This window comes from Streptomyces eurythermus, assembly GCF_014649115.1.
GTDB lineage: Bacteria > Actinomycetota > Actinomycetes > Streptomycetales > Streptomycetaceae > Streptomyces > Streptomyces eurythermus.
On record NZ_BMSK01000001.1, the window covers coordinates 538,664 to 563,118 of the forward strand.

The window sequence follows — 24,455 nt, forward strand, 5'->3', positions numbered from 1 at the left end:
TGGTGGGCGGTCCGGACGGACCGGCTCCGCCGGGCGGGCGGAGCCCCGGTACCCTGCGGTACGCCGCTCAGGAACCGTCAGAAAGGCAGCTCCCTTGGTGACTGCGATTCCCCGGGCCCGTACCCGCCGCACCGCTTGGGTGACCGCGGCCTGCGCACTGGCCGTGACGGGAGCGCTGGCGCTGTCGGGGTGCGGCGGCGACGACGATCCCGACGCCGGGACCAACGGGATCGGCAAGCTGCCCCCCGACCGGATCCAGGCGAAGACGCGGGCCGCGGCGGACGCGGCGAGCGCGGTACGGCTGTCCGGGACCGTGGTCACCAGCGGCCGTACGTACCGGCTGGACATGCGGCTCAAGACCGACGGCGGCACCGGGTCGGTGACCGCGCAGGGCACGACGTTCCAGCTGCTGCGGGTCGGCGAGGACCTGTACCTCAAGGCGGGCGCGGACTTCTGGAACCACGCCGACGGCGGCGACGGCGCCTCCGGCAAGCTGGACGGCAAGTATGTGAAGGTGCCGCAGCGGGATCCCGCGTACCGGAAGTTCAGCGGCTTCACGGACAAGGACGTCCTCCTCGACGGTCTGCTGACGCTGCACGGCACGCTGGCGACGGACGGCCGGCACGCCGACGGATCGGGTACCCGCACGATCCGCATCACCGGCGACCAGGGTTCCGGCGGCACGCTGGACGTGTCCCTCCAGGGCACGCCGTACCCGCTGCGCCTGGTCCGGGCCGGGCAGGCGGGGACGCTCCGCTTCTCCGACTGGGGCAGGAACTTCACCGTCGAGGAGCCGGCGAAGTCGGAGACGGTGGACTACGGCAGGCAGCTGCCGGCGTCGTAGCGAGCCGGGGGCGCCGCGGTGCCTGACCCGGCTCAGCCCCTTATCTGCCCTTCCGGCGCTTCACCAGCAGCTTCGGCAGGCCCGCCGGCACCGGTCCGCGCGTGGTGACCGGAGTCGGCACCGGGCGCTCCGCGAGACTGCCGTCCGGCAGCGGGGTCACCGAACCGGCCGGCACCAGGCGCAGCACCCGGCACTCACGGGCCCAGCGGGCCGGCATCTCCTCGGCGTCGGGGGCGTTCAGCCGCTTGCCCTTCAGCTCGGCGACCGCCGCCTCCCACTCCTCGGACCCGGACACCAGTTCGCTCACGGTGGCCGGGAACGTCACCAGCCGGCCGCCCTTGTCCTTGCTGCGCACGCTCACCTCGGCGCGGCCCCCGTCGGCCAGCCCCGCCAGCGGCTGCTCGCCCGGCCCGTCGCCGACCACGCACACCGCGCCCTCGTGCCACACATGCCACAGCGCCCGCGCGGCCGGGGCACCGGCGCCCCTGACCCAGATCAGGCCGGACTTCTTCGCGGCCTCCTCGATGAGGGCCCGCTCGAGCAGCTCGCTTGTCATGGGCCCAGCCTAACCAGGCCGCACCGGCCCGCCGGCCGGCCCGCACCGGCCGCTCACAGCCAGCCGTTGCGCTTCAGCGTGCGATGGATGCCCAGACAGATCGCGGCGGTGACACCCATGATCACCGGGTAGCCGTACCGCCAGTGCAGCTCGGGCATGTGCTCGAAGTTCATGCCGTACACCCCGCACACCATCGTCGGTACGGCGATGATGGCCGCCCACGCGGTGATCTTGCGCATGTCCTCGTTCTGCGCGACGGACGCCTGGGCGAGATTGGCCTGGAGGATGGAGTTGAGCAGTTCGTCGAAGCCCATGACCTGCTCCTGGACCCGGGCCAGGTGGTCGGCCACGTCCCGGAAGTACTTCTGGATGTCCGGGTCGATCAGCCGCATCGGCCGCTCGCTCAGCAGCTGCATGGGCCGCAGCAGCGGCGCCACCGCCCGCTTGAACTCCAGTACCTCGCGCTTGAGTTGGTAGATCCGGGCGGAGTCCACACCGCGCGAGACCCCGCCCTTGCGGCCGGGCGAGAAGACCTCGGTCTCCACCTCGTCGATGTCGTCCTGCACCGCGTGGGCGACCGCGATGTAGCCGTCCACCACATGGTCGGCGATGGCGTGCAGCACGGCCGAGGGGCCCTTGGCCAGCAGTTCGGGGTCGTCCTGGAGGCGGTGGCGCAGGGCGCGCAGGGAACCCTGGCCGCCGTGCCGGACGGTGATGAAGAAGTCCCGGCCGGTGAAGCACATGACCTCGCCGGTCTCCACGACCTCGCTGTTGGCGGTCAGCCGGTCGTGCTCGACGTAGTGGATGGTCTTGAAGACCGTGAACAGCGAGTCGTCGTAGCGCTCCAGCTTGGGCCGCTGGTGCGCCTGCACGGCGTCCTCCACGGCCAGCGGGTGCAGCCCGAACTCACCGGCGATACCGGCGAATTCCTCCTCGGTCGGCTCGTGCAGGCCGATCCAGACGAACCCGCCGTCGCGGCGCACCTGCCGCATCGCCTCCTGCGGGCTCAGCGGCCCCGCGCTGTGCACGCGCGCGCCGTCGCGGTAGACGGCGCAGTCGACGACGGCCGAGGGCGTCGCGGGGTCGCGCGTGGTGTCGTACGACGTCGTCCCGGAGTCCTTGCGCAGCGAGACGCGGGACGAGGGGCGGACCACGGCGCGCAGGTCGCGGATCATCGACATGGGCAGGCTCCTTCGCGGGCGGGCGGCGAAAACGCGCGCGGCGACGGGTGGAACTACCCGGAATGGGGACGTCCTGGCTGTGCGTGCGTGGCACGTCCACAAAGCGGGGAGCACCGCACCGTCGCGGTGGCGGCTTCACTGCCGATGCAGAACTGATTCAGATCAGACAGATCAGGCAAAGCGAAACGAGATGCTCTTCCGAACGACGACGCGCAAAGGAAGACGGCGGCCAGCCGGTAACGGGATTCAGCGGCCGGAAGAGCGAGTGGTACTGCACGGTCGACTTCGATCCATGGCAGCCCCACCTCCTCCGGCCGGTCCCTCGTAAGGGAGTCTCAACGGTGTCGGGACTTGACAGCGACGCTTCCGCGTGTCGCCCCGAACCCCCGGCTCAGAGTACCAGCCGCCGATACTGTCAAGGCGCCGCTTTGCCCGCTGCTGACGAGTTCTATGCTCGCCGCATGGCTGATGTTCTTCCTCTGGTCGAGGCCCGGTTGACCACCGCGCTGGGCGAGCCGGACGCGCGTGCCGCCGTCACCTTCCTCGGCACGGACCGCATCGAGGTGCTCCGCTTCCACGAGGGGGACGTCGTCCGGTACGCCACCCTCGGGATGTCCCGGCAGCCCATGACGGACCCCACGGCGGTGCTCGCCGACCCGGTGAAGGGGCCCCGCGCCGAACTGGTGCTGTCCGTCCGCGCGGGCCTCGCCGACACCGACAAGCTGCTCCGCCCGCTCGCCGTCCTGGCCGCGAGCCCGCAGGTGGAGGGCCTGGTGGTGGCACCCGGTGCCTCCCTGGACGTGGGCGAGCCGCTGTGGCCCGGCGCCCCCTTCAGCTCGGTCCTGGTGGGCGAGCCCGGCGGGCTGGTCGAGGACCTGGAACTGGACGCCCCGCTGGATCCCGTACGTTTCCTGCCGCTGTTGCCGATGACCCCGAACGAGGCCGCCTGGAAGCGGGTGCACGGCGCCCAGGCCCTCCAGGAGCGCTGGCTGGCGAACGGGACGGACCTCAGGGACCCGGCCCGGAAATCCGTCCCGCTGGACTGACCCGCCACGGTCGCCGGGAGTGACCGATCTCACCAACACAAGGCCGGATCCGGTCAGTTGGCGAAGACCCCGACGCCGTCCTCGGTCGCGTGCCTCGGCTCCAGCTCCTCGGCCTCGTGCGCGAGGGCCCGGCGCCGGACCAGGACCACGAGCGCGCCCAGCACCGCCGTGACGGCCGCCACCACGAACGGGATGTGGATGTCGGTCCACTCCTCGATCTTGGGCGCGAAGTAGGGCGCCGCGGCGGCGGCGAACCAGCGCACGAAGTTGTAGCCCGCGCTCGCCACCGGGCGCGGGGCGTCCGACACGCCCAGGGCCAGTTCGGTGTAGACGGTGTTGTTCACGCCGATGAACGCGCCGGACAGGATCGTGCAGACGACGGCCGTGGTGTGGTTGCCGTAGCCGAGCACGAGCACGTCCGCCGCGAGCAGCACCAGCGAGCCGCCGAGCACCCTCAGCGAGCCGAACCGCTCCTGCATGCGCGGGGCCACGATCACCGAGAAGACGGCGAGCAGCAGGCCCCAGGCGAAGAACACCGCGCCCGACCGGTACGGCGTCATGTCCAGCACGAACGGCGTGAAGGCCAGCACGGTGAAGAACGTGTAGTTGTAGAAGAACGCGGAGACCGCCGCCGAGGCCAGACCGCCGTGGCCGAGCGCCTTGAGCGGGTCCAGGACCGAGGTCTTGCGGGCCGGCCTGGGCTGCTCCTTCAGGAACGCGGCGATGCACAGGAAGCCGATCGCCATCAGCGTGGCCGTGCCGAAGAACGGGTAGCGCCAGCTGGCGTTGCCGAGGACCGCGCCGAGCAGCGGGCCGCAGGCCATGCCGAGACCGAGCGCGGACTCGTAGAGCAGGATCGCCGCCGCGCTGCCGCCGGCCGCCGCGCCGACGATGACCGCGAGGGCGGTGGAGACGAACAGCGCGTTGCCGAGGCCCCAGCCGGCCCGGTAGCCCACGAGCTGGCCGACCGAGCCGGAGGTGCCGGCCAGACCGGCGAACACCACCACGAACGCGAGGCCGAGCAGCAGCGTCCTCTTCCCGCCGATCCGGCTGGAGACGAAGCCGGTCAGCAGCATCGCCACGGCCGTGATCAGGAAGTACGAGGTGAAGAGCAGGGACACCTGGCTGGGGGTGGCGTCCAGGCCCCGGGCGATCGACGGCAGGATCGGGTCGACGAGGCCGATGCCCATGAAGGCGACGACGGAGGCGCCGGCCGTGGCCCAGACCGCCTTGGGCTGCCGCAGGATGCCGCCGGCTCCCGCGTCTAGGGGGTCCATGTGCTTCTCCCATCCTCACTAGGTAGTTGGGTTATACACATAGTAAGTTAGCGCACCTAATTAATGCAAGATGCATCTATTTTGGCTGGTCGGGCATATGGTCGGCTCTTCCGTCCGGACGGGTGATCATCCTTGACGTGGGCGGTCGGGGGTAGGACCGTGGAGCCCTATGAGGGGCGAACCCAGTTGCCCGAGATGCGGTGGCCGGGTCAGGGCTCCCGGACTCTTCGCCGATGCGTGGCAGTGCGATGTGCACGGCACGGTGTATCCGCTGCAGCCCGTGATCCCGCCCAGCGTCGAGGCGCTCAACGTCGTCGTGCACCGCACCCAGGTACCGGTGTGGATGCCGTGGCCGCTGCCGGTCGGCTGGCTGTTCACCGGCGTGGCGTACGCCGGGGACGACCGCAGCGGCGGCCGCGCGACCGCGGTGGCCTGCTCCGGCCCCGGACCGCTCGGCGGCCCCGGGGAGCTGATCCTGATCGCCGAGGAACTGGGTGTCGGCCTCGGCGCGCGCTACGCCGGCATCGACGGGCCGGACCCCGGCTCGTACATGAACGTGGAGAAGCCGCCGCAGACCAAGGTGCTGGCCGCCGGCCGCCCGACCCCGCTCTGGCACGTCTACCGCACCCCCGACGACCGTGCCGTCTTCGCCGGGGAGGCGCTCGGCATGTGGCTGTGGGCGGTGATCTGGCCCGAGCAGTCCGGGCTGCTCATGTACGACGAACTGGTGCTGACGGATCTGCGGGACGCGGGGGCGGAGATAGACCTGGTGCCGTGCGGAGCGCTTTCGCCGCGCTTGCTTCGGCCGTAGCGCCTGCTGGGGTGCCGGGTTCTGCGCGTCGGCGGGTGCGGGTTCGTCGTGGCTGGTCGCGCCCGCGCGGCGGAGCCGCATATTCGGTACAGCCCCGCGCCCCTTTGGGACGCCCAAGTAAAGGGTGCTTGGCGGGTTCGGGTGTGACAGTCGACGGCGAAAACATCGGTATCCTTAGGTGTCCGTGTCCCTTACGTCCGTCTGTCTGGAGTCGTCGTGCGCATCGATCTGCACTGCCACTCCACGGCCTCCGACGGTACGGACACCCCGGCCGAGCTGGTGCGGAACGCCGCCGCGGCCGGACTGGACGTCGTCGCGCTGACCGATCACGACACCACCCGGGGCTACGGCGAGGCCGTCGCCGCGGTGCCCGAGGGGCTCACCCTCGTCACCGGCGCCGAGCTGTCCTGCCGGGTCGACGGCATCTCGATGCACCTGCTGGCCTACCTCTTCGACCCCGAGGAGCCCGCCCTGCTCGCCGAGCGGGAGCTGGTCCGGGACGACCGGGTGCCGCGGGCCAAGGGCATGATCGCCCGGCTCAACATGCTGGGCGTGCCGGTCACCTGGGAGCAGGTCGAGCGGATCGCCGCCGGCGGCTCCGTCGGGCGCCCGCACATCGCCAGCGCCATGGTGGAGCTGGGGGTCGTGCCCTCGGTGAGCGACGCGTTCACCGAGGAGTGGCTGGCCGACGGCGGGCGGGCCTTCGTGGAGAAGCACGAGACCGACCCCTTCGAGGCGATCCGGCTGGTCAAGGCCGCGGGCGGAGTCTGTGTGTTCGCCCACCCGGCCGCGGCCAAGCGGGGCCGCACCGTGCCCGACGCGCGGATCGCGGAGCTGGCGGAGGCCGGACTGGACGGCATCGAGGTCGACCACATCGACCACGACGCCGACGCCCGGGCCCGGCTGCGCGGCCTGGCGAACGAGCTGGGGCTGCTGGTCACGGGCTCCTCGGACTACCACGGCAGCCGCAAGACCGTGGCGCTGGGCGCGAACACGACCGACCCCGAGGTGTACGGGGAGATCACCCGGCGGGCGACGGGCGCGTTCCCGGTGCCGGGTACCGGCGGAGCCTGAGGCCCTCCGGGGCCGGTCCGCCGTACCCCTTCACGCCCGTACTTCCTCTTCCCGCAAGGCCTGCACTTCCCTCATGTTCGACATCGCCGTCTTCGGCTCTCTGTTCCTGACCCTTTTTGTCATCATGGATCCCCCTGGGATCACCCCGATCTTCCTCGCCCTGACCGCCGGACGGCCGGCCAAGGTGCAGAAGCGGATGGCCTTCCAGGCCGTCTGCGTGGCGGGCGGGGTCATCGCCGTCTTCGGCGTCCTGGGCCACCAGATCCTGAACTACCTGCACGTCTCCGTGCCCGCGCTGATGATCGCGGGCGGACTGCTGCTCCTGCTGATCGCGCTGGACCTGCTCACCGGCAAGACCGACGAGCCGAAGCAGACCAAGGACGTCAACGTGGCCCTCGTGCCGCTGGGCATGCCGCTGCTGGCGGGGCCCGGCGCGATCGTGTCCGTGATCCTGGCCGTGCAGAAGGCCGACAGCGTGACCACGCAGATCTCGGTGTGGTCCGCGATCCTCGCGATCCACGTCGTGCTGTGGCTGGTGATGCGCTACTCGCTGCTGATCATCCGGGTCATCAAGGACGGCGGCGTCGTGCTGGTGACGCGGCTCGCGGGCATGATGCTCTCCGCGATCGCCGTCCAGCAGATCATCAACGGTGTCACTCAGGTGATCCGGGGGAGCTGACCCTCGTCGGCTCGGCTCCCCCGGAAAGCTTGAGTGGCTGACGCCCGCGCGCGGGCTACGAGGCCTGGGTCTCGGCCGGGCGGATCCACAGGCGCTGCCCGACGGCGGCGGCCTGCTGAACGATCCGGTTGACGGAGGCGGCGTCCACGACGGTGCTGTCCACGGCGGTGCCGTCGACCTCGTCGAGTCGCATGATTTCGAAGCGCATGGGCTTCTCCCTTCGTCTGGTCATCCTCCTGCGGAGAACTACTGGTGTGACTGCCGGTGCTCCCGGTGTCGTACCTAGTCAACGCTCCGTTTGTTACGAACATTCCCTACGCTAAAGAAATTTTTCGAACGACTAATAACTGACCGGTAAGCAGAACGGAAGGGACCGACCGGGACCGGTTGTGTTCGTACTGTGACCACCGGGACAATGAAGACAATGAACGACGACCAGGCCGCCGCCCTCGAGGCCCGCATCGACCGCACGAACGAGCTGCTGGAGCGCATGCTCGCCGAGGTGGCGAAGACGCCCTCGACCCACGCCATCTTCGTGGACGCCGGCTATCTGTACGCCGCCGTCGGCCGGCTGGTCGCCGGGACCGAGGACCGCCGCGCCTTCGACCTGGACGCCGAGGGCCTGATCGAGGCGCTGATCGACCGGGCCCGAATGATCTTCGCGGACAGCCGGCTGCTGCGCGTCTACTGGTACGACGGCGCCCGGCGTCGTATACACACCGCCGAACAACAGGTCATCGCCGAGCTGCCCGACGTCAAGGTCCGCCTCGGCAACCTCAACGCCAACAACCAGCAGAAGGGCGTCGACTCGCTGATCCGCACGGACCTGGAGTCACTGGCGAGGCACCGCGCGATCAGCGACGCGGCCCTCCTGGGCGGCGACGAGGACCTCGTCTCGGCGGTCGAGGCGGCCCAGGGCTACGGCGCCCGCGTCCACCTCTGGGGCATCGAGGCACCCGAGGGCCGCAACCAGGCCGAACCGCTGCTCTGGGAGGTCGACAGCCAGCGCACCTTCGACCTCGACTTCTTCAAGCCGTACGTCGCCCGGCGCACGGCCGCCGCGTACGACGCCACCGGCACCGCCCGCCCCACCCGCGAGGACGTCCGCTTCGTCGGAGCCCAGATCGCGGCCAAGTGGCTCGTCTCCCGAGGCCGCGAAGCCCTCGTGGAACTGTTCCCCGGCCACCCCTACCTGCCCGGTTCCGTCGACCAGGAGCTGCTGGTCGAGGCCGAGGAACTGCTCCAGTACTCCCTGCGCGGCCAGGCGGAGCTGCGCCGCGCGCTCAGGGACGGGTTCTGGGAGCACCTGCGGACCCAGTACTAGGCCGGCACCGGGCCGGTACCAGGCCGGTTGCGGCGGGCGTCCGCGGTGTCGTCCCAGAAGCCGGCGAGCGCCCGGGCCGTCTCCAGGGGCCGGTCGGTGTTCGGGGAGTGCTCGGCGCCCTCGACGACCGTGCGCCGGGCCCTCAGCCGTACGGCCATGTCGTCCAGGAGCGGCAGCGGCCAGGTGTCGTCCCGCGCGCCCGACAGCACATGGAACGGCAGCGGCACGGCCGCCAGCTCGGCGACCCGGTCCGGCTCCGTGCACAACTGGCGCCCGGTGGCCAGCAGTTGGGCGGGTTTGGTGCCCAGCCAGCGGCGCCGCAGATCGGCCCGGTCGTCCAGCCCGGCGTCGAGCGCCGGCGCCTCCGTCTCCTCCGGCGGCTCCATCGCCTGGAGCGCCTCCCACACCTCCGCCATGCCGAGCACCGCCAGCGCGTCCCGGAGCAGCTTCACGCGCTCCTGCTGGGGCGCCGAGATCTGCGCCGGGCCCGAGGCCATCAGGGTGAGCGACAGAAAGGGCGAGCGGTCCAGCAGCACGGCCGCGCGCGCGATCTGGCCGCCCAGGGAGTGGCCCAGCAGATGCACCGGGCCGCCGATCGCCTCCGCCTGCGCGAGGACGTCCCGCGCCAGCTCCTCCTGCGCGTAGGCCGACTCGTCCGTCACCGGGCCGTCCGACTCGAACTGGCCCCGGCCGTCGACGGCGACGGTCCGGTAGCCGCGCTCGGCCAGCGGCACGTGCAGCGGATTGAAGTCCTCCTTGCTCCCGGTGAACCCCGGCAGCAGCAGCGCGACCCCCTTGGGCTCGACTCCGGCGGCCACCGGGGCGTCGACCACGGCGAACTCCCCGCGCGCCGTCCGGAGGGGGTAGGCGCGGGCACCGGGGGGCGGGACGAAGGTGGCGGGCCTGCTCATGGGGAGAGGCTATCGGCAGGGGGCGGGGAAGGGCGCGCGCGGGTTCGGGCCGCCGGGCGGGGGCCCCGGGCGTCGGGCTCCGCCGTGAGAAGGGGGCGGAGTGGCCGGCGGGGCCCGGGCTCGGGCGGAGACGCCGATGGCCGGGTCCACTGTCGTGAACCCGGCCATCGGACCTGAGCTGATGCCCTGCCAGTGCCGCGCGTGCGGCACCGGCTCAGGCCTCGGGAGCCTCCGCGGCGGCCGTGGCCTTACGGGTCCGGCGCGGCTTGGGCGTCGTCGTCCCGGCGCTCTCACCGGCCGCCTCGGCAGCTGGCTCCGCCGCCTTGCGGGTCCGGCGTCGCGGCTTGACCTCCGGCTCCTCGGTGGACTGCGCCGGGATCTCCGGAGCAGCCGCCTCGGCGGCGGTGGCCTTACGGGCCCGCCGCGCCTTCGGAGCGGCCACCGCTTCCCCGTCACCGGCTTCGGCGGCAGCGGCCGTCTTACGGGTACGACGGGGCTTGGCCTCGGCCTCCGCCTCGGCGGCCTCCGGTGCCGTGGTGGCGGCCTTCCGGGTCCGGCGCGGCTTGGCCTCGGCTTCGGCGGCCTCCGGCGCGGTCGCGGCGGTCTTGCGGGTGCGCTTCGGCTTGACCTCCGCCTCGGCTTCGGCCGCAGGGGCCTCGGCAGCGGCGGCCGTCTTACGGGTGCGCTTCGGCTTGGCCTCGGCCTCCGCCTCGGCGGCCTCCGGCGTGGTCGCGGCGGTCTTGCGGGTGCGCTTCGGCTTGGCCTCGGCCTCCGCCTCGGCGGCTTCCGGTGCCGCAGCCGCGGTCTTCCGGGTCCGGCGCGGCTTGGTCTCCGCTTCGGCCTCGGGGGCCTCCGCGGCAACCGCGGCCTTGCGGGTCCGGCGCGGCTTCGTCTCCGTGCCTTCGGCCGTGTCCGCAGGGGCCTCGGCCGCAGCCGCGGTCTTGCGGGTCCGGCGCGGCTTGGCCTCGGCGGCCTCCGGCGTGGTCGCGGCGGTCTTGCGGGTGCGCTTCGGCTTGGTCTCCGCCTCCGCCTCGGGGGCGTCGGGCGTGGCGGGCTCCGCAGTCTTGCGGGTGCGGCGACGAGGCTTGGGCTCCTCCGTGGCCTCGGCCGTGTCCACGGCCGCTTCCACCTCGGGGGCCGGCTCGGCCGTCTTCCGCGTGCGGCGGCGGGGCTTGGTCTCCGTCGCCGGCGCGACCTCGGCCACCGGAGCGGCAGCGGCCACGGGCTCGGTCACGGGCTCCGTCACCGGGGTGGCCGCGATCACAGGCTCGGCCACCGGGGCCGTAGCCTCCGCAGCCTCCGTCGTCACCGGCTCGCTCGCCGTCGACTTCCGCGTGCGGCGGCGGCGCGGCTTCTCCGGCGCCTCCTCCACGGCGGCGGGAACCTCCACCGGGGCCACCGCCTCGGCGGCGGGGGCTTCCTCGGCCGTCGTGGTCGCCGTCGCGGCCGTCACCGGCTGCGCGGCCGCTCCGCCGCGCGTGCGGCGACGGCGGCGCGGGGTACGGGTGGCGGCCGGGGCCTCCTCCGCCCCGGCGACCTCGGCGGCCGGGGCCGACGCGGCGGGGGCCGCGTCCACCGGCGCTCCGCCGCGCGTACGGCGGCGCCGGCGCGGCGTACGGGCCGGACGCTCGCGCTCGGCCGACTGGTCACGGTCGCGCTCGGCAGTCTGGGCACGGTCGTCCCGGCCACCGCGGCCACGGCCGCGCGCGCCCCGCCCGCCGGTCTCGCCCAGGTCCTCCAGCTCCTCCGCGTCCAGACCGGCGCGGGTCCGCTCGGAGCGCGGCAGGATGCCCTTGGTGCCCGCGGGGATGCCCAGGTCGGTGAAGAGGTGCGGGGAGCTGGAGTACGTCTCCACCGGCTCGTGGAAGTCCAGCTCCAGCGCCTTGTTGATCAGCTGCCAGCGCGGGATGTCGTCCCAGTCGACGAACGTGATCGCCGTGCCCTTGGCGCCCGCCCGGCCCGTACGGCCGACGCGGTGCAGGTACGTCTTCTCGTCCTCGGGGGACTGGTAGTTGATGACGTGGGTGACACCCTCGACGTCGATGCCGCGCGCGGCGACGTCGGTGCAGACGAGGACGTCGACCTTGCCGTTGCGGAAGGCGCGCAGCGCCTGCTCGCGGGCGCCCTGGCCGAGGTCGCCGTGGACCGCGCCGGAGGCGAACCCGCGCCGCTGGAGCTGCTCGGCGATGTCGGCGGCCGTCCGCTTGGTACGGCAGAAGATCATCGCCAGTCCGCGGCCCTCGGCCTGCAGGATGCGGGCGACCATCTCCGGCTTGTCCATGTTGTGCGCGCGGTAGACGAACTGCTTGATGTTCGCGACCGTGGCGCCCTCGTCGTCCGGCGCGGTGGCGCGGATGTGCGTGGGCCGGGACATGTAGCGGCGTGCGAGGCCGATGACCGCGCCCGGCATGGTCGCCGAGAACAGCATGGTCTGGCGCTTGGCGGGCAGCATGTCGATGATCTTCTCGACGTCGGGCAGGAAGCCCAGGTCGAGCATCTCGTCGGCCTCGTCGAGGACCAGGCACCTGACGTGCTTGAGGTCCAGCTTCTTCTGGCCCGCGAGGTCCAGCAGCCGGCCCGGGGTGCCGACGACCACGTCGACGCCCTTCTTCAGGGCCTCGACCTGCGGTTCGTACGCCCGGCCGCCGTAGATCGCGAGCACGCGGACGTTACGGGCCTTGCCCGCCGTCAGCAGGTCGTTGGTGACCTGGGTGCACAGCTCGCGCGTCGGGACGACGACGAGGGCCTGCGGGGCGTCGGTGAGGGCTTCGGGGGTGGCGCGCCCGGCCTCGACGTCGGCGGGGACGGTGACGCGCTCGAGGAGCGGAAGGCCGAAGCCCAGCGTCTTGCCGGTGCCGGTCTTGGCCTGGCCGATGACGTCCGTGCCCGACAGGGCTACGGGGAGCGTCATCTCCTGGATGGGGAAGGGGGTGATGATGCCGACGGCTTCCAGGGCTTCGGCGGTCTCGGGAAGGATCCCGAGGTCTCGGAACGTCGTAGTCAGGGTGCTGCCTCTTCTGTGTGTGCGGTGCGAGGCGAGCGCGGGGGGTCATGTCTGACCGTGCCGGGGACGTCGGCTGCCGTACGGACGAACCACTCGGGCAAGCCGTAAGACACGGGACCTCTGCCGACGCTCTAGCGCTCGTACCGCTGAGGGTCTCTCCCGTTGTCGTACGGTCTGAGCCGTACGGTCGTGGAGAGCTGTCGGGTCGGAGCCGATCGGGCCACCGACCGGGCATCCTCATGCGTGCGGCCTGTCGGGACACGTCGAACACCGTCGACGCACTCAGCAGGCGCATTACCACCATACCCCGGATCGACGCACATGCGATGGCCGATTCGGTCACGTAGTGGTCGTCACATCGATCGGCCGTGGTTTCACAGTGATCGGCCGAGGGCTTGAGCGAGCCGCCGAGCGGGCTATTGTGCGCCTCATGACTAGCTCTGACAAGCCTGAGAACGCGTCCGCCGCACCTTCCGGCCCCACCGGTGTCGCCGCCCAGGACTGGGCGCAGGCGTCCGCCGACCCGCAGTACCGCGCCGCCGTCGTGGACCTGCTCGGCGCGCTCGCCTACGGAGAGCTGGCGGCGTTCGAGCGGCTCGCGGAGGACGCCAAGCTGGCGCCGACCCTCGCGGACAAGGCGGAGCTGGCGAAGATGGCCTCGGCCGAGTTCCACCACTTCGAGCGGCTGCGGGACCGGCTGACCGGGATCGGCGAGGAGCCGACGGCCGCCATGGACCCGTTCGTGGCCGCGCTCGACGGCTTCCACCGGCAGACCGCGCCCTCGGACTGGCTGGAGGGCCTGGTCAAGGCGTACGTCGGCGACTCGATCGCCAGCGACTTCTACCGGGAGGTCGCCGCGCGCCTCGACTCCGACACCCGTGAGCTGGTGCTCGCCGTGCTGGACGACACCGGGCACGCCGACTTCGCGGTGGAGAAGGTGCGGGCCGCCATCGACGCCGACCCGCGGGTGGGCGGCCGGCTGGCGCTGTGGGCGCGGCGGCTGATGGGCGAGGCGCTGTCGCAGTCGCAGCGGGTGGTCGCCGAGCGGGACGCGCTGTCCACGATGCTCGTGGGGGGCGTGGCCGACGGCTTCGACCTCGCCGAGGTCGGCCGGATGTTCTCCCGGATCACCGAGGCGCACACGAAGCGGATGGCCGCGCTGGGCCTCGCGGCCTGAACCGAATGAGCCTGGGCACGGCCCCCGGGCCCGTGACCCGGGCGCCGGGTGCCGGGAGCCTCAGGCCGGCGCTGATCGCCGGCGCAGGCGGCCCGCCGGGCGCAGCAGCAGGGACAGCGACGCCACCGAGATGACCGCGGCGCCCAGCAGGCTGAGCAGAGCGGTGCCGGGCCCCAGGGCGGTACGGGTGACGAAGTCTCCGAACAGGGCTCCGGCCACGCCTGTCGAGTACACCAGCGGGCGGGCCGGCAGCCGGTGGGCGAGCCGGTGCGCCCCCACCCACGCGAGGATCAGACCGAGCACGGCGGAGCCGAGTGCTTCGAAGATCATGTCGGGGTCCCTCCCACGGCCGGTCCGGCTCGACGGTCGTAGCCCGTCATACCCGTGACCTGCGGATTGCAATCCTCGGCTGTGGAGAAGTTGTGCTCCGTATGTGTGTACGGATCCATGCGCGCATGTGTGTGTACCGACCATGCGAAAGGGCCCGGCGGCACACGGCCGCCGGGCCCTTTCGACAACTTCGGCGCGGAGCGCGAAGCTTTCCGTTCAGAGTGCGCCGAAACCCACCTTGCGCACGGTCGGCTCGCCGATCTCCACGTACGCCAGCCGGTCCGTCGGCACCAGGACCTTGCGGCCCTTCTCGTCCTGGAGGCTGAGCAGCCCCGTCTTGCCGGCCAGCGCCTCGGCCACGATGGCCTCGACTTCCTCGACGCTCTGACCGCTCTCCAGAACGATCTCGCGGGGCGCGTGCTGCACGCCGATCTTGACCTCCACGGCTATGTCCCTCCGACGGTCAGTGATGTGCGCGATCAACCGCGCCGTACCCAGCACACATTAGCCCGGTGAGGGGATCCGCACGCCGCGGGACGGAACGCCAGGAGCGAACACCGGGCGGGAACAAACCGGGACCGGACCTGGAAGAACCCGGAAGGGCCCCGGAATCGCCCCGGACGGGGCGCCCTCAGTGGTGCTCGGTGCCGTGCAGCGGGAAGCCGGCGATGCCCCGCCAGGCCAGCGAGGCCAGCAGCTGCACCGCCTGGTCGCGCGGGACGCTGCGGTCGCTGTGCAGCCACGAGCGGGCGACCACCTGGGCGAGCCCGCCGAGCCCGGAGGCCAGCAGCATCGACTCCGCGCGCGACAGACCGGTGTCCTCGGCGATCACGTCGCAGATCGCCTCGGCGCACTCGTTGGTGACCTTGTCCACGCGTTCGCGCACCGCGGGCTCGTTGGTCAGGTCGGACTCGAAGACCAGCCGGAAGGCCCCGCCGTCGTCCTCCACATAGGCGAAGTAGGCGTCCATGGTCGCCCGGACGCGCTGCTTGTTGTCGGTGGTCGACGCCAGCGCGCCGCGCACGGCCTGGATCAGCGACTCGCAGTGCTGGTCCAGCAGCGCGAGGTACAGGTCGAGCTTGCCGGGGAAGTGCTGGTAGAGCACCGGCTTGCTCACCCCGGCCCGCTCGGCGATGTCGTCCATCGCCGCCGCGTGGTAGCCCTGCGCGACGAAAACCTCCTGGGCGGCGCCCAGCAGCTGGTTCCGCCGGGCTCGGCGCGGCAGCCGGGTGCCGCGCGGGCGTGCCGCCTCAGTTTGCTCGATGGCTGTCACGCCGCCTCCCAAAGTCGTCCACATGCGGTCTCGGCCGCGCGGCCATCGTACTTTTCGGTAACCGTGGTGTGCGCGGTGCGAGCGCAGAATTTCACGTACCGGACGACGGCGAAAGCCGTGCGGCGCTCCGAGGCGGTCGGCCGGGGTCCCGCGAGGTCAGCGGTAGTCGTCCTCGTCGAGCGCGACGACGCGTGCCTGCTCCATGAGATCGGCCTCGTTCCCACGGTCCGGGTCCAGATCCGTCAGCGGGTCGTCGCGGTCCGGCGCGATGTCCGTGTGCTGCTCGGCGGCGTCCCCTTCGGGCGCCTCGACGCCGAACTCCGCGGCCGTTCCGGCCTCCAGCTCGTCGATGTCCTCGATCGCGTCGGGCTCTGTGGGGTCATAGGCCATGGTGGGCTCCCTTCCTACGAACGTCCCTGGAAACAGCAGGGGCCACACGCGGGTGCCCTCTGTACGAGCCTAGGAGACTGCTGATCCGGACGCCATGCCGTCAGGCCCGTCCGCTGTCGGTTTTCCGTCCGGATACGGTTCACTCTGTGATGGCGAACACATGAATCCGGACGTGATCACCTCGTAACATTGCCGCATGCCTTCGACCGAGTCGCCGTCCGTGCCGGCCGCCAGTGTTCTTCCCCGAGTGGCGCCCGTCCGGGTCGGTGAGGGCGAGCGACTGCGGTCCGTGGGCCTGCCCGGCGTCACGCTGGCGATCCGTTCCCGCCGGCCCGCGCGCGAGGGCCTGCCGCCCGCGCTGTACGTCCACGGGCTCGGCGGCTCCTCGCAGAACTGGTCGTCGCTGATGGACGAGCTGGCCGACGCCGTGGACAGCGAGGCGGTCGACCTGCCGGGCTTCGGCGACTCCCCGCCCCCGGACGACGGCGACTACTCCGTCACCGGACACGCGCGCGCGGTCATCCGCTATCTCGACTCGGCCGGCCGCGGCCCGGTGCACCTCTTCGGCAACTCGCTCGGCGGCGCGGTCGCCACGCGCGTGGCCGCCGTGCGCCCCGACCTCGTCCGCACGCTCACGCTCGTCTCGCCCGCCCTGCCGGAGCTGCGCATCCAGCGCACGGCGGTGCCGACCGGACTGCTCGGCGTGCCCGGGATCGCCGCCCTGTTCACCCGGCTCACCAAGGAGTGGACCGCCGAGCAGCGGGTGCGCGGGGTCATGGGGCTGTGCTACGGCGACCCCGGCCGGGTGACGCCGGAGGCGTTCCAGCACGCCGTGGAGGAGTTGGAGCGGCGGCTGCGACTGCCGTACTTCTGGGACGCGATGGCCCGCTCGGCGCGCGGCATCATCAACGCCTACACGCTCGGCGGACAGCACGGGCTGTGGCGCCAGGCCGAACGGGTACTGGCCCCCACCCTGCTGGTCTACGGCGGCCGGGACCAGCTCGTCGGCTTCCGCATGGCCGCCAAGGCCGCCCGCGTCTTCCGCCACTCCCGGCTGGTGACCCTGCCGGACGCCGGGCACGTGGCGATGATGGAGTACCCCGACGTGGTCGCCGGCGCGTTCCGTGAGCTGCTCGCACAGCCGGCCGGCGCCGACGGCACCGCCCCGGACGCGAGGAGCTGAGGGCCAGGGTGGGACGCCACAGCCGCCGCGGACCGGCCCCCAGGACCGAGACGACGGACATAACACCACAGCGCACCGGCGGACACGGCAACCGTGCCGACGGCGGGCAGCACACCGTCCCCGGGGCACCTGCCGACGGCATGCCCGGGCCGGAGGCTCCGGGGCAGCCCGACGCCACTCCGGCCACGGGCACGCGGAGGCGCGCGGAGGGCGCGCCCGAGTTCTCCGCCGGTGCCCCCGCGCACGGCGTGGGCGGGGCCGGCGGTGGTGCTTCCGCGCACACCGCGCCGGGCATGGCCGACGGCACCCCCGCGCGCGGTGTGCCGCGTTTTCCCGAGGGTGGTTCCGCGCGGGGCGGTCACCCCGAGCAGCGGGAAGCCGGGGGCGGCTGGGGCGAGTTGGGCGGCCGTCCGGCCGGGGCCGGCGGGCCCGGTGTGGTGCTGCCCCGGCAGCGGCAGGGGGAGCCGCCCGCGGCGCGGCGCGGCTCCGGGCCGGGTCCCCGCCAGGAGTACCTCGAAGCCTTCGACGGCGCCGGCGACGGCCGGGGCGCCGGTCCGCGCGGTGCCGGGACCAGGAACACGGGCGGCTCCCCGGCCGGCACCGGTACCGGCAGCGGCTCGGGTAGTGGCACCGTCCCCGTGCCCCGTACGAGCGGACAGCCGGCCGAGGCGCCGCAGGCGTCCGGCACCGGTGTGCCCGCACCGCGCGGCGGCGGCAAGGGGCGGACCTTCACGGGCATCGCGGCGGCCGCCGTCACCACCGTGCTCGCGGTGCTGGTCGCCGGCCAGGTGACCAAGGCGCGGGACGACGGCGACGTACGGTCGCGGTCCGCCACCGACCACGCCCACGACACCCGGACCTCCGGCGACTCGGCACCCTCCGCGGTGCCGAGCGCGGCGCCCCTGACGTACGACCAGAAGATGAGCCGTACGTATCCGCTCGGCGCCACGCTGAGCGGACCGGGAAAGTTCGATGTCGTGCCCGGGTTCGACAAAGCGCCCGGCACCGGGCAGAAGTACCGCTACCGCGTCGATGTCGAGCAGGGGCTGGGGCTGGACGGGGCGCTGTTCGCCGAGGCCGTGCAGAAGACGCTCAACGACCCGCGCAGCTGGGCCCACGGCGGTGCCCGCACCTTCGAGCGCGTCTCCTCCGGCACGCCCGACTTCGTGATCACGCTGGCCAGCCCCGGCACCACCGCCAAGTGGTGTGCCAAGTCGGGGCTGGACACGACCGAGGACAACGTTTCCTGCGACTCGGCCGCGACCGAACGCGTCATGATCAATGCGTACCGGTGGGCTCAAGGAAGCACGACGTACGGTGACCGGATCCATGAGTACCGGCAAATGTTGATCAACCATGAGGTCGGTCACCGGCTCGGCCACGGACACGTCACCTGCCAGAAGGACGGCGAACTGGCGCCGGTGATGCAGCAGCAGACCAAGTTCCTGGACCACGACGGGATCCACTGCCGGGCCAACGCCTGGCCGTATCCGGGGAGTTGACTTGCGGCGCTTATGTCACATTGACATAAGCCCGTATGGTCATCCATATTGCTGCGCATGTGGTCCCGTCATGCCGTCTCCGCGAGCGCCGCCATCGAGCTGGCGCTCATCGGCGTGACCGCACTCTGCGTGGCCGACATCCACTGTCGCTGACGCCGCCTCCCTGGCGTTCGCGTCGCGACTGTTCACCCTTCTCTCCGTGACCGTGTCACGGATTTTTCGACGACCCGACGCCGGGGCCGACGTCTGTCCGCAGTCGTCTCACTCCTCGTCCACATGTCTCACCCGTCGAGAGAATCCTCGCTCCACCGTCGAGAAAGCATTGATCAACCCTTGATCGACTCTCGATCACCTCTGGATCAACTCGACCCGGTTCCGACTCGTCATCCCGAGAGGTCGTCATTCCGATGCGTCAACCGTCCGTCAGAGCGCGCCGCGTGGCAGCGGCATCCGTCAGCCTGGTAGTGGCAGCGGGCGTCGCCGCCTGCGGCCCCGAGGACGATGCCAAGAGCTCCGGTGGCGACTCCGCGCCCCACAAGGGCGGCACGCTCACGATCCTGAACTCCCAGCCGCAGGAAGACTTCGACCCCGCGCGCCTCTACACCTCCGGCGGCGGAAACGTCCCTTCGCTGGTCTTCCGCACCCTCACCACGCGCAACCGCGAGAACGGCGAGGCCGGCGCGAAGGTCGTCCCGGACCTCGCCACCGACACCGGACGCCCCAACAAGGACGCGACGGTGTGGACGTACACCTTGAAGGAGGGCCTCAAGTACGAGGACGGCACGCCGATCACCTCGGCCGACATCAAGTACGGCATCGAGCGCTCCTTCGCCCCCGAACTCTCCGGCGGCGCCCCCTATCTGCGGGACTGGCTGGCCGGCGCCGCCGACTACCAGGGGCCGTACAAGGACAAGAAGGGCCTCTCCGCGATCGAGACGCCGGACGAGCGGACCATCGTCTTCCATCTGAACAAGCCCGAGGGCGAGTTCCCGTACCTCGCCACGCAGACGCAGTTCGCCCCGGTGCCCAAGAGCAAGGACACCGGCACCAAGTACGAGTCGCATCCGGTCTCCTCCGGCCCGTACAAGGTCGTCAAGAACGAGAACGACGGCGAGCACCTCGTCCTGGAGCGCAACCCGAACTGGTCGGCGGCGACCGACGCCGAGCGCAAGGCGTACCCGGACACCATCGACGTGCGCTCCGGCCTCGACTCCTCGGTGATCAACCAGCGGCTGTCCGCGTCCCAGGGAGCGGACGCCGCCGCCGTCACCACGGACACCAACCTCGGCCCCGCCGAACTCGCCAAGGTGAGCGGCGACAAGGAACTGGCCGCCCGCGTGGGCACTGGCCACTTCGGCTACACCAACTACCTCGCGTTCAACCCGAAGGTGAAGCCGTTCGACGACCCGAAGGTGCGCCAGGCGATCGCGTACGCTGTCGACCGCTCCTCCGTGGTCAACGCGGCCGGCGGCAGCGCCCTCGCCGAGCCCGCCACCACCTTCCTGCCGAACCAGAAGTCCTTCGGCTACACGCCGTACGACCCGTTCCCGGCCGGCGCCTCCGGCAACCCGGCGAAGGCCAAGGAGCTGCTCGCGCAGGCCGGTCACAAGGACGGCCTCACCCTCACGCTGACCCACTCCAACAGCAAGGACTTCGAGACCAGCCCGGAGATCGCCACCGCCGTCCAGGACGCGCTCAAGAAGGCCGGCATCACGGTCAAGCTCCAGGGTCTGGAGGAGAACGACTACAAGGACAAGATCCACAGCGTGAAGTCCGAGCCGGGCCTCTTCCTCGCCCACTGGGGCGCGGACTGGCCGTCCGGTGGCCCCTTCCTCGCACCCATCTTCGACGGCCGGCAGATCGTCAAGGACGGAGCGAACTTCAACACGGGCCTGCTGGACGACAAGTCGGTCAATGACGAGATTGACGCGATCAACAAGTTGACCGACCTTGACGCCGCCGCCCGGCGCTGGGGCGCACTCGACAAGAAGATCGGCGAGAAGGCCCTCGTCGTGCCGCTGTTCCACCCGGTCTACAAGCGTCTGTACGGCTCGGACGTCAAGAACATCGTCATCAGCGACTGGACCGGTGTCCTGGACGTCTCCCAGGTCGCGGTGAAGTAGCACCGTGAGCGAGGCACTTGCCGCCGTCGGGGCCGCCGGGACGGACACCACCGTCCCGGCGGCCCCGGGGGCCCGTCAGTTCTGGCGGCGGCTGCGGGAGCAGCGCGCCGCCCTCGGCGCCGCCGTCGTGGTCGCGCTGCTCGTCCTGGTCGCGCTCGCCGCGCCGCTGCTCACCGCCCTGGAGGGGCAGGACCCCACCACCTACCACCCCGACCTGATCGACTCCGCCCGCGGAGGCGTGCCCATCGGCTCCTTCGGCGGCGCGAGCGCCGACCACTGGCTGGGCGTCGAGCCGCAGACCGGACGCGACATGTTCGCCCGGCTGGTCTACGGCGCGCGGGTCTCCCTGGGCGTGTCGCTGGGTGCCACGCTGGTCCAGGTCTTCGTCGGCGTCGCCATGGGCGTGGCCGCCGGGCTGGGCAACCGCTGGATCGACCTGGTCCTGAGCCGGATCACCGACATCTTCCTGTCGCTCCCGCTGATGATCATGGCGCTGGCCCTGCTGGCCGTCGTACCCGACGGCTTCCCCCGGCCGGTCCTGGTCGCGCTCATCCTCGCCCTGGTCGCCGGATGGTCCACGACGGCGAAGATGGTGCGCGCGCAGACGCTCGCCCTGAAGAACCTCGACTACGTCTCCGCCTCCCGGCTCAGCGGCTGGAGCACCTGGCGGACCGCCGTACGCGAACTCCTGCCGGGCCTCGCCGCGCCGGTCATCACCTACGCCGCGCTGCTGGTCCCGTCGAACATCAGCGCCGAGGCGGCCCTGTCCTTCCTCGGCGTCGGCGTGAAGCCGCCCACCCCCTCCTGGGGCCAGATGCTCACCAGCGCCGACGTCTGGTACCAGGCGGCCCCGCAGTACCTGCTGCTGCCCGCCCTCGCCCTGTTCGTCACCGTGTTCGCGATGACCGTCCTCGGCGACGGCGTCCGCGTCGCCCTCGACCCGCGCGCCGCCTCCCGGCTGCGCGTCGGCACCGGCCGCAAACGGGAGGCCCGCGCCCAGGCGGCCGTACCGGCCACCGAGCCGAAGAAGGAGGAGGGGGCGTGAACGGCTTCCCCGGTTTCGTCCTGCGCCGGCTCGCCGGTGCCGTGGTCACCCTGCTCGTGCTCTCGGTGATCATCTACGTCGTCTTCTACGCCACCCCCGGCAACGTCGCCCAGATCACCTGCGGCCCGCGCTGCTCCCCGGCCCAGGTCCACCAGGTGGCCCAGCAACTCCACCTCGACGACCCGCTGTACGTGCGCTACTGGCACTTCCTCCAAGGCGTCTTCGTCGGCCAGGACTACTCCACGGGCACCTCCGTGGAGCACTGCGCGGCGCCCTGCCTGGGCCAGTCGTACCAGACCGGCCGGGAGGTCACCGACATCATCTGGGCCAAGCTGCCGGTGAGCTTCTCGCTGGTGTCCGGCGCGATGGTGATCTGGCTGCTGCTCGGCGTCGGCACCGGCGTGCTGTCCGCCTGGCGGCGCGGCCGGCTCTCCGAGCGCGTGCTGACCGCGGTCACCCTCGCGGGCGTCGCCACCCCCGTCTTCGTCATCGGGCTGGTCCTGATGATCGTCGTCTGCGGCGAACTCCAGCTGCTGCCCTTCCCGCAGTACGTGAACTTCACCGACGATCCCGAACAGTGGGCGTGGAACCTGCTGCTGCCCTGGCTGTCCCTCGCCCTCATCGAAGCGGCCGGCTTCGCCCGGCTGACCCGGGCCTCGATGCTGGAGACGCTGGCCGAGGACCACATCCGCACCTTCCGCGCCTACGGCGTCGGCGAACGCGCGGTGATCGTCCGGCACGCGCTGCGCGGCGCGACGGCCTCCGTCATCGCGCTCAACGCGGTCACCGTCGGCTCGGCCGTCGGCGGCGCCGTCCTCACCGAGACCCTGTTCGGCCTGCCCGGCATCGGCCAGGAACTGGTGCGCGCGGTCAAGGTCGTCGACCTGCCGGTGGTCGTCGGCATGGTCCTGGTGACCGGCTTCTTCGTGGTCCTCGCCAACGCCGTCGCGGACGTCTTGTACGCGGTGGCCGACCGACGGGTGGTGCTCGCATGAGCCTGGTGGAAGTGACGGACCTGACCGTCGAGTTCGGGGCCCTGCGCGCCGTCGACGGACTCTCCTTCAGCCTGGCGGAGGGCGCCGCCCTCGCCCTGGTCGGCGAGTCCGGCTCCGGCAAGTCCACGGTCGCGGGCGCCCTGCTGGGCCTGCACCGGGGCACCGGCGCCCGGGTCGGCGGCTCGGTCCGGGTGGCCGGCACCGACGTCCAGGCGGCCTCCGACGAGGAACTGCGCCGGCTGCGCGGCGCCAAGGCGGCCATGGTCTTCCAGGACCCGCTGTCCTCGCTCGACCCGTACTACGCGATCGGCGACCAGATCGCCGAGGTCTACCGCGTGCACGCGCGCGTGACGCGGCGCGCCGCACGCGCGCGTGCCGTCGAGGTACTGGACCGCGTCGGCATCCCCGACGCCCCCCGGCGGGCCCGGTCCCGGCCGCACGAGTTCAGCGGCGGCATGCGCCAGCGTGCCCTCATCGCCATGGCCCTGGCCGGCGAGCCGGACCTGCTGATCGCCGACGAGCCGACCACCGCCCTCGATGTCACCGTGCAGGCCCAGATCCTCGACCTGGTGCACGCCCTGCGCACGGAGACCGGCATGGGCCTGCTGCTCGTCACCCACGACGTGGGCGTGGCCGCCGAGAGCGCGGACGACATCCTCGTCATGCGGCACGGCAGAGCCGTCGAGCGCGGCCCGGTCGGCGCCGTCCTCGCCGCGCCCGCCGAGCCGTACACCCGTGAGCTGCTCGACGCCGTCCCGCGCGTGGACGCCCGCCGGACCGCTTCCCCGGCCACCGGGGAGGTCGTGCTGGAGGCCACCGGGGTGCGGCGCGAATTCGGTCGCGGCAGGCGGGCGTTCGCGGCGGTGGACGACGTCTCGGTGACCGTCCGGCGCGGGGAGACCCTCGGCGTGGTCGGCGAGAGCGGCAGCGGCAAGACCACGCTCGGCCGCATGCTGGTCGGGCTGCTGGAGCCGTCCGCCGGCGAGATCCGCTACGAGGGGCGTCCGCACACCGGGGTGAACCCGGCCGTCCAGATGGTCTTCCAGGACCCCGTCTCCTCCCTCAACCCCCGCCGCAGCGTCGGCGAGTCCATCGCCGACCCGCTCCGCGCGCGGGGCGAGCGCGACGAGGAGCGCGTCCGGGGGCGCGTGTCGGACCTGCTGGAGCGCGTGGGCCTCGACCGGGCGCACTACGACCGCTACCCGCACGAGTTCAGCGGCGGCCAGCGCCAGCGCGTCGGCATCGCACGCGCGCTCGCCGCCGAACCGCGCGTCCTCGTCTGCGACGAGCCGGTCTCCGCGCTCGACGTCACCACCCAGGCCCAAGTGGTCGCCCTGCTCGGCGAACTCCAGCGGGAACTCGGCCTGGCGCTGGTCTTCATCGCGCACGACCTCGCCGTGGTCCGCCAGGTCAGCGACCGGGTCGCCGTGATGCGGCGCGGCCGGCTCGTCGAGTACGGGCCCGCCGACGAGGTCTACGACAGCCCGCGCGAGCCGTACACCCGGCAGCTCCTGGCCGCCGTACCCGCGCTCGACCCGGAGCTGGCGGCCCGGCGGCGCGCCGCCCGGCGCGAACCGGCGGTGGCCTAGCACCCGGCACCGCGCCCGCTCGATTGCCGTAACGTTTCGCGCTCGCGCGGTCACCCTGTGACGCATTAGCGCGGTCGAACGCGACCCGCACGCGAAAGTTACGAGCGTTCACCCCTTTTGGTGGTGCGACGGACAACCGTC

Annotated in this window: 24 protein-coding genes; 14 read left to right on the plus strand and 10 right to left on the minus strand. The window is 72.1% G+C overall.

The genetic code is table 11. The features are described from left to right. Positions 1 to 97 precede the first annotated feature (97 nt). On the plus strand, positions 98 to 844 hold the full coding sequence (locus tag IE251_RS02450) for a hypothetical protein (RefSeq protein WP_189751215.1): 747 nt from the start codon (positions 98 to 100) through the stop codon (positions 842 to 844). A 40-nt stretch (positions 845 to 884) separates the two neighbouring features. On the opposite strand, the gene IE251_RS02455 is transcribed toward IE251_RS02450, so the two are convergent. Together IE251_RS02455 and IE251_RS02460 are read right to left on the minus strand one after the other, a co-directional pair. Then, positions 885 to 1,400, minus strand: a complete 516-nt coding sequence (locus IE251_RS02455) for a hypothetical protein (RefSeq protein ID WP_189751216.1) — start codon at positions 1,398 to 1,400, stop codon at positions 885 to 887. Between the two features lie 53 nt (positions 1,401 to 1,453). Next, positions 1,454 to 2,581 carry a magnesium and cobalt transport protein CorA gene (locus IE251_RS02460; RefSeq protein ID WP_189751217.1) on the minus strand — a complete coding sequence of 376 codons (1,128 nt, stop codon included), beginning with the start codon at positions 2,579 to 2,581 and terminating at the stop codon, positions 1,454 to 1,456. Positions 2,582 to 3,042: 461 nt separating this feature from the next. Between IE251_RS02460 and IE251_RS02465 the strand changes: the two genes are divergently transcribed. Continuing rightward, the gene (locus IE251_RS02465) at positions 3,043 to 3,627 is read left to right on the plus strand and encodes a suppressor of fused domain protein (protein ID WP_189751218.1); all 585 of its coding nucleotides are present in this window, start codon (positions 3,043 to 3,045) and stop codon (positions 3,625 to 3,627) included. Between the two features lie 53 nt (positions 3,628 to 3,680). On the opposite strand, the gene IE251_RS02470 is transcribed toward IE251_RS02465, so the two are convergent. Further along, positions 3,681 to 4,904, minus strand: coding sequence for an MFS transporter (locus tag IE251_RS02470; RefSeq protein WP_189751219.1), 1,224 nt, complete (start codon positions 4,902 to 4,904; stop codon positions 3,681 to 3,683). Positions 4,905 to 5,073: 169 nt separating this feature from the next. Here IE251_RS02470 and IE251_RS02475 point away from each other — a divergent pair, with 169 nt between their 5' ends. The 3 genes from IE251_RS02475 to IE251_RS02485 all read left to right on the plus strand — a co-directional run bounded on the left by IE251_RS02475 (position 5,074) and on the right by IE251_RS02485 (position 7,468). Continuing rightward, positions 5,074 to 5,715, plus strand: a complete 642-nt coding sequence (locus IE251_RS02475; RefSeq protein ID WP_030614772.1) for a DUF6758 family protein — start codon at positions 5,074 to 5,076, stop codon at positions 5,713 to 5,715. A gap of 216 nt (positions 5,716 to 5,931) precedes the next feature. Then, positions 5,932 to 6,789, plus strand: a complete 858-nt coding sequence (locus IE251_RS02480; RefSeq protein WP_189751220.1) for a PHP domain-containing protein — start codon at positions 5,932 to 5,934, stop codon at positions 6,787 to 6,789. Positions 6,790 to 6,862: 73 nt separating this feature from the next. Then, positions 6,863 to 7,468 carry a MarC family protein gene (locus IE251_RS02485; protein WP_030614765.1) on the plus strand — a complete coding sequence of 202 codons (606 nt, stop codon included), beginning with the start codon at positions 6,863 to 6,865 and terminating at the stop codon, positions 7,466 to 7,468. A gap of 55 nt (positions 7,469 to 7,523) precedes the next feature. Here the strand turns inward: IE251_RS02485 and IE251_RS02490 are convergent, their stop codons facing one another. Continuing rightward, entirely contained in the window at positions 7,524 to 7,676 is a 153-nt protein-coding gene (locus tag IE251_RS02490) for a DUF8834 family protein (RefSeq protein ID WP_189751221.1), read from the minus strand. Positions 7,677 to 7,883: 207 nt separating this feature from the next. On the opposite strand from IE251_RS02490, the gene IE251_RS02495 reads away from it, so the two are divergent. Next, positions 7,884 to 8,792 (plus strand): NYN domain-containing protein, encoded by a 909-nt coding sequence (locus IE251_RS02495; RefSeq protein ID WP_189751222.1) that lies wholly within the window; start codon positions 7,884 to 7,886, stop codon positions 8,790 to 8,792. Here IE251_RS02495 and IE251_RS02500 read toward each other — a convergent pair. Both IE251_RS02500 and IE251_RS02505 read right to left on the minus strand, forming a co-directional pair. Continuing rightward, positions 8,789 to 9,703, minus strand: a complete 915-nt coding sequence (locus tag IE251_RS02500; protein WP_189751223.1) for an alpha/beta fold hydrolase — start codon at positions 9,701 to 9,703, stop codon at positions 8,789 to 8,791. The genes IE251_RS02495 and IE251_RS02500 overlap by 4 nt on opposite strands. Positions 9,704 to 9,917: 214 nt before the next feature. Further along, the gene (locus tag IE251_RS02505; RefSeq protein ID WP_189751224.1) at positions 9,918 to 12,614 is read right to left on the minus strand and encodes a DEAD/DEAH box helicase; all 2,697 of its coding nucleotides are present in this window, start codon (positions 12,612 to 12,614) and stop codon (positions 9,918 to 9,920) included. 523 nt (positions 12,615 to 13,137) lie between these two features. Here IE251_RS02505 and IE251_RS02510 point away from each other — a divergent pair. Beyond that, the gene (locus IE251_RS02510) at positions 13,138 to 13,884 is read left to right on the plus strand and encodes a ferritin-like fold-containing protein (RefSeq protein ID WP_030787904.1); all 747 of its coding nucleotides are present in this window, start codon (positions 13,138 to 13,140) and stop codon (positions 13,882 to 13,884) included. Between the two features lie 60 nt (positions 13,885 to 13,944). On the opposite strand, the gene IE251_RS02515 is transcribed toward IE251_RS02510, so the two are convergent. From IE251_RS02515 to IE251_RS02530, 4 genes are all read right to left on the minus strand, one after another. Continuing rightward, positions 13,945 to 14,214, minus strand: a complete 270-nt coding sequence (locus IE251_RS02515; RefSeq protein ID WP_189751225.1) for a hypothetical protein — start codon at positions 14,212 to 14,214, stop codon at positions 13,945 to 13,947. Between the two features lie 216 nt (positions 14,215 to 14,430). Continuing rightward, a complete protein-coding gene (locus tag IE251_RS02520) occupies positions 14,431 to 14,658 on the minus strand; it encodes a DUF3107 domain-containing protein (protein ID WP_030787899.1) in 228 nt (75 codons plus the stop codon). Between the two features lie 187 nt (positions 14,659 to 14,845). Then, positions 14,846 to 15,487 (minus strand): TetR/AcrR family transcriptional regulator, encoded by a 642-nt coding sequence (locus tag IE251_RS02525; protein WP_030787897.1) that lies wholly within the window; start codon positions 15,485 to 15,487, stop codon positions 14,846 to 14,848. Between the two features lie 156 nt (positions 15,488 to 15,643). Further along, complete coding sequence (locus IE251_RS02530; protein WP_189751226.1) at positions 15,644 to 15,877, minus strand: Rv3202a family protein; 234 nt, start codon at positions 15,875 to 15,877, stop codon at positions 15,644 to 15,646. A gap of 196 nt (positions 15,878 to 16,073) precedes the next feature. Here IE251_RS02530 and IE251_RS02535 point away from each other — a divergent pair, with 196 nt between their 5' ends. The 7 genes from IE251_RS02535 to IE251_RS02560 all read left to right on the plus strand — a co-directional run bounded on the left by IE251_RS02535 (position 16,074) and on the right by IE251_RS02560 (position 24,314). Continuing rightward, complete coding sequence (locus tag IE251_RS02535) at positions 16,074 to 17,060, plus strand: alpha/beta fold hydrolase (RefSeq protein ID WP_189751227.1); 987 nt, start codon at positions 16,074 to 16,076, stop codon at positions 17,058 to 17,060. Positions 17,061 to 17,068: 8 nt separating this feature from the next. Continuing rightward, positions 17,069 to 18,562: a DUF3152 domain-containing protein gene (locus IE251_RS02540; RefSeq protein ID WP_189751228.1), complete on the plus strand. Its 1,494-nt coding sequence runs from the start codon at positions 17,069 to 17,071 to the stop codon at positions 18,560 to 18,562. A 57-nt stretch (positions 18,563 to 18,619) separates the two neighbouring features. Further along, positions 18,620 to 18,715 (plus strand): Ms4533A family Cys-rich leader peptide, encoded by a 96-nt coding sequence (locus IE251_RS41975; protein WP_342450990.1) that lies wholly within the window; start codon positions 18,620 to 18,622, stop codon positions 18,713 to 18,715. A 254-nt stretch (positions 18,716 to 18,969) separates the two neighbouring features. Further along, positions 18,970 to 20,685 (plus strand): ABC transporter substrate-binding protein, encoded by a 1,716-nt coding sequence (locus IE251_RS02545; RefSeq protein ID WP_189751229.1) that lies wholly within the window; start codon positions 18,970 to 18,972, stop codon positions 20,683 to 20,685. A gap of 4 nt (positions 20,686 to 20,689) precedes the next feature. Beyond that, positions 20,690 to 21,730, plus strand: coding sequence for an ABC transporter permease (locus IE251_RS02550; protein WP_189751230.1), 1,041 nt, complete (start codon positions 20,690 to 20,692; stop codon positions 21,728 to 21,730). Further along, entirely contained in the window at positions 21,727 to 22,725 is a 999-nt protein-coding gene (locus tag IE251_RS02555) for an ABC transporter permease (protein WP_189751231.1), read from the plus strand. Before IE251_RS02550 ends, IE251_RS02555 begins: the two co-directional genes overlap by 4 nt. Continuing rightward, positions 22,722 to 24,314: a dipeptide ABC transporter ATP-binding protein gene (locus tag IE251_RS02560; RefSeq protein WP_189751232.1), complete on the plus strand. Its 1,593-nt coding sequence runs from the start codon at positions 22,722 to 22,724 to the stop codon at positions 24,312 to 24,314. Before IE251_RS02555 ends, IE251_RS02560 begins: the two co-directional genes overlap by 4 nt. The last annotated feature ends 141 nt before the right edge of the window (positions 24,315 to 24,455 follow it).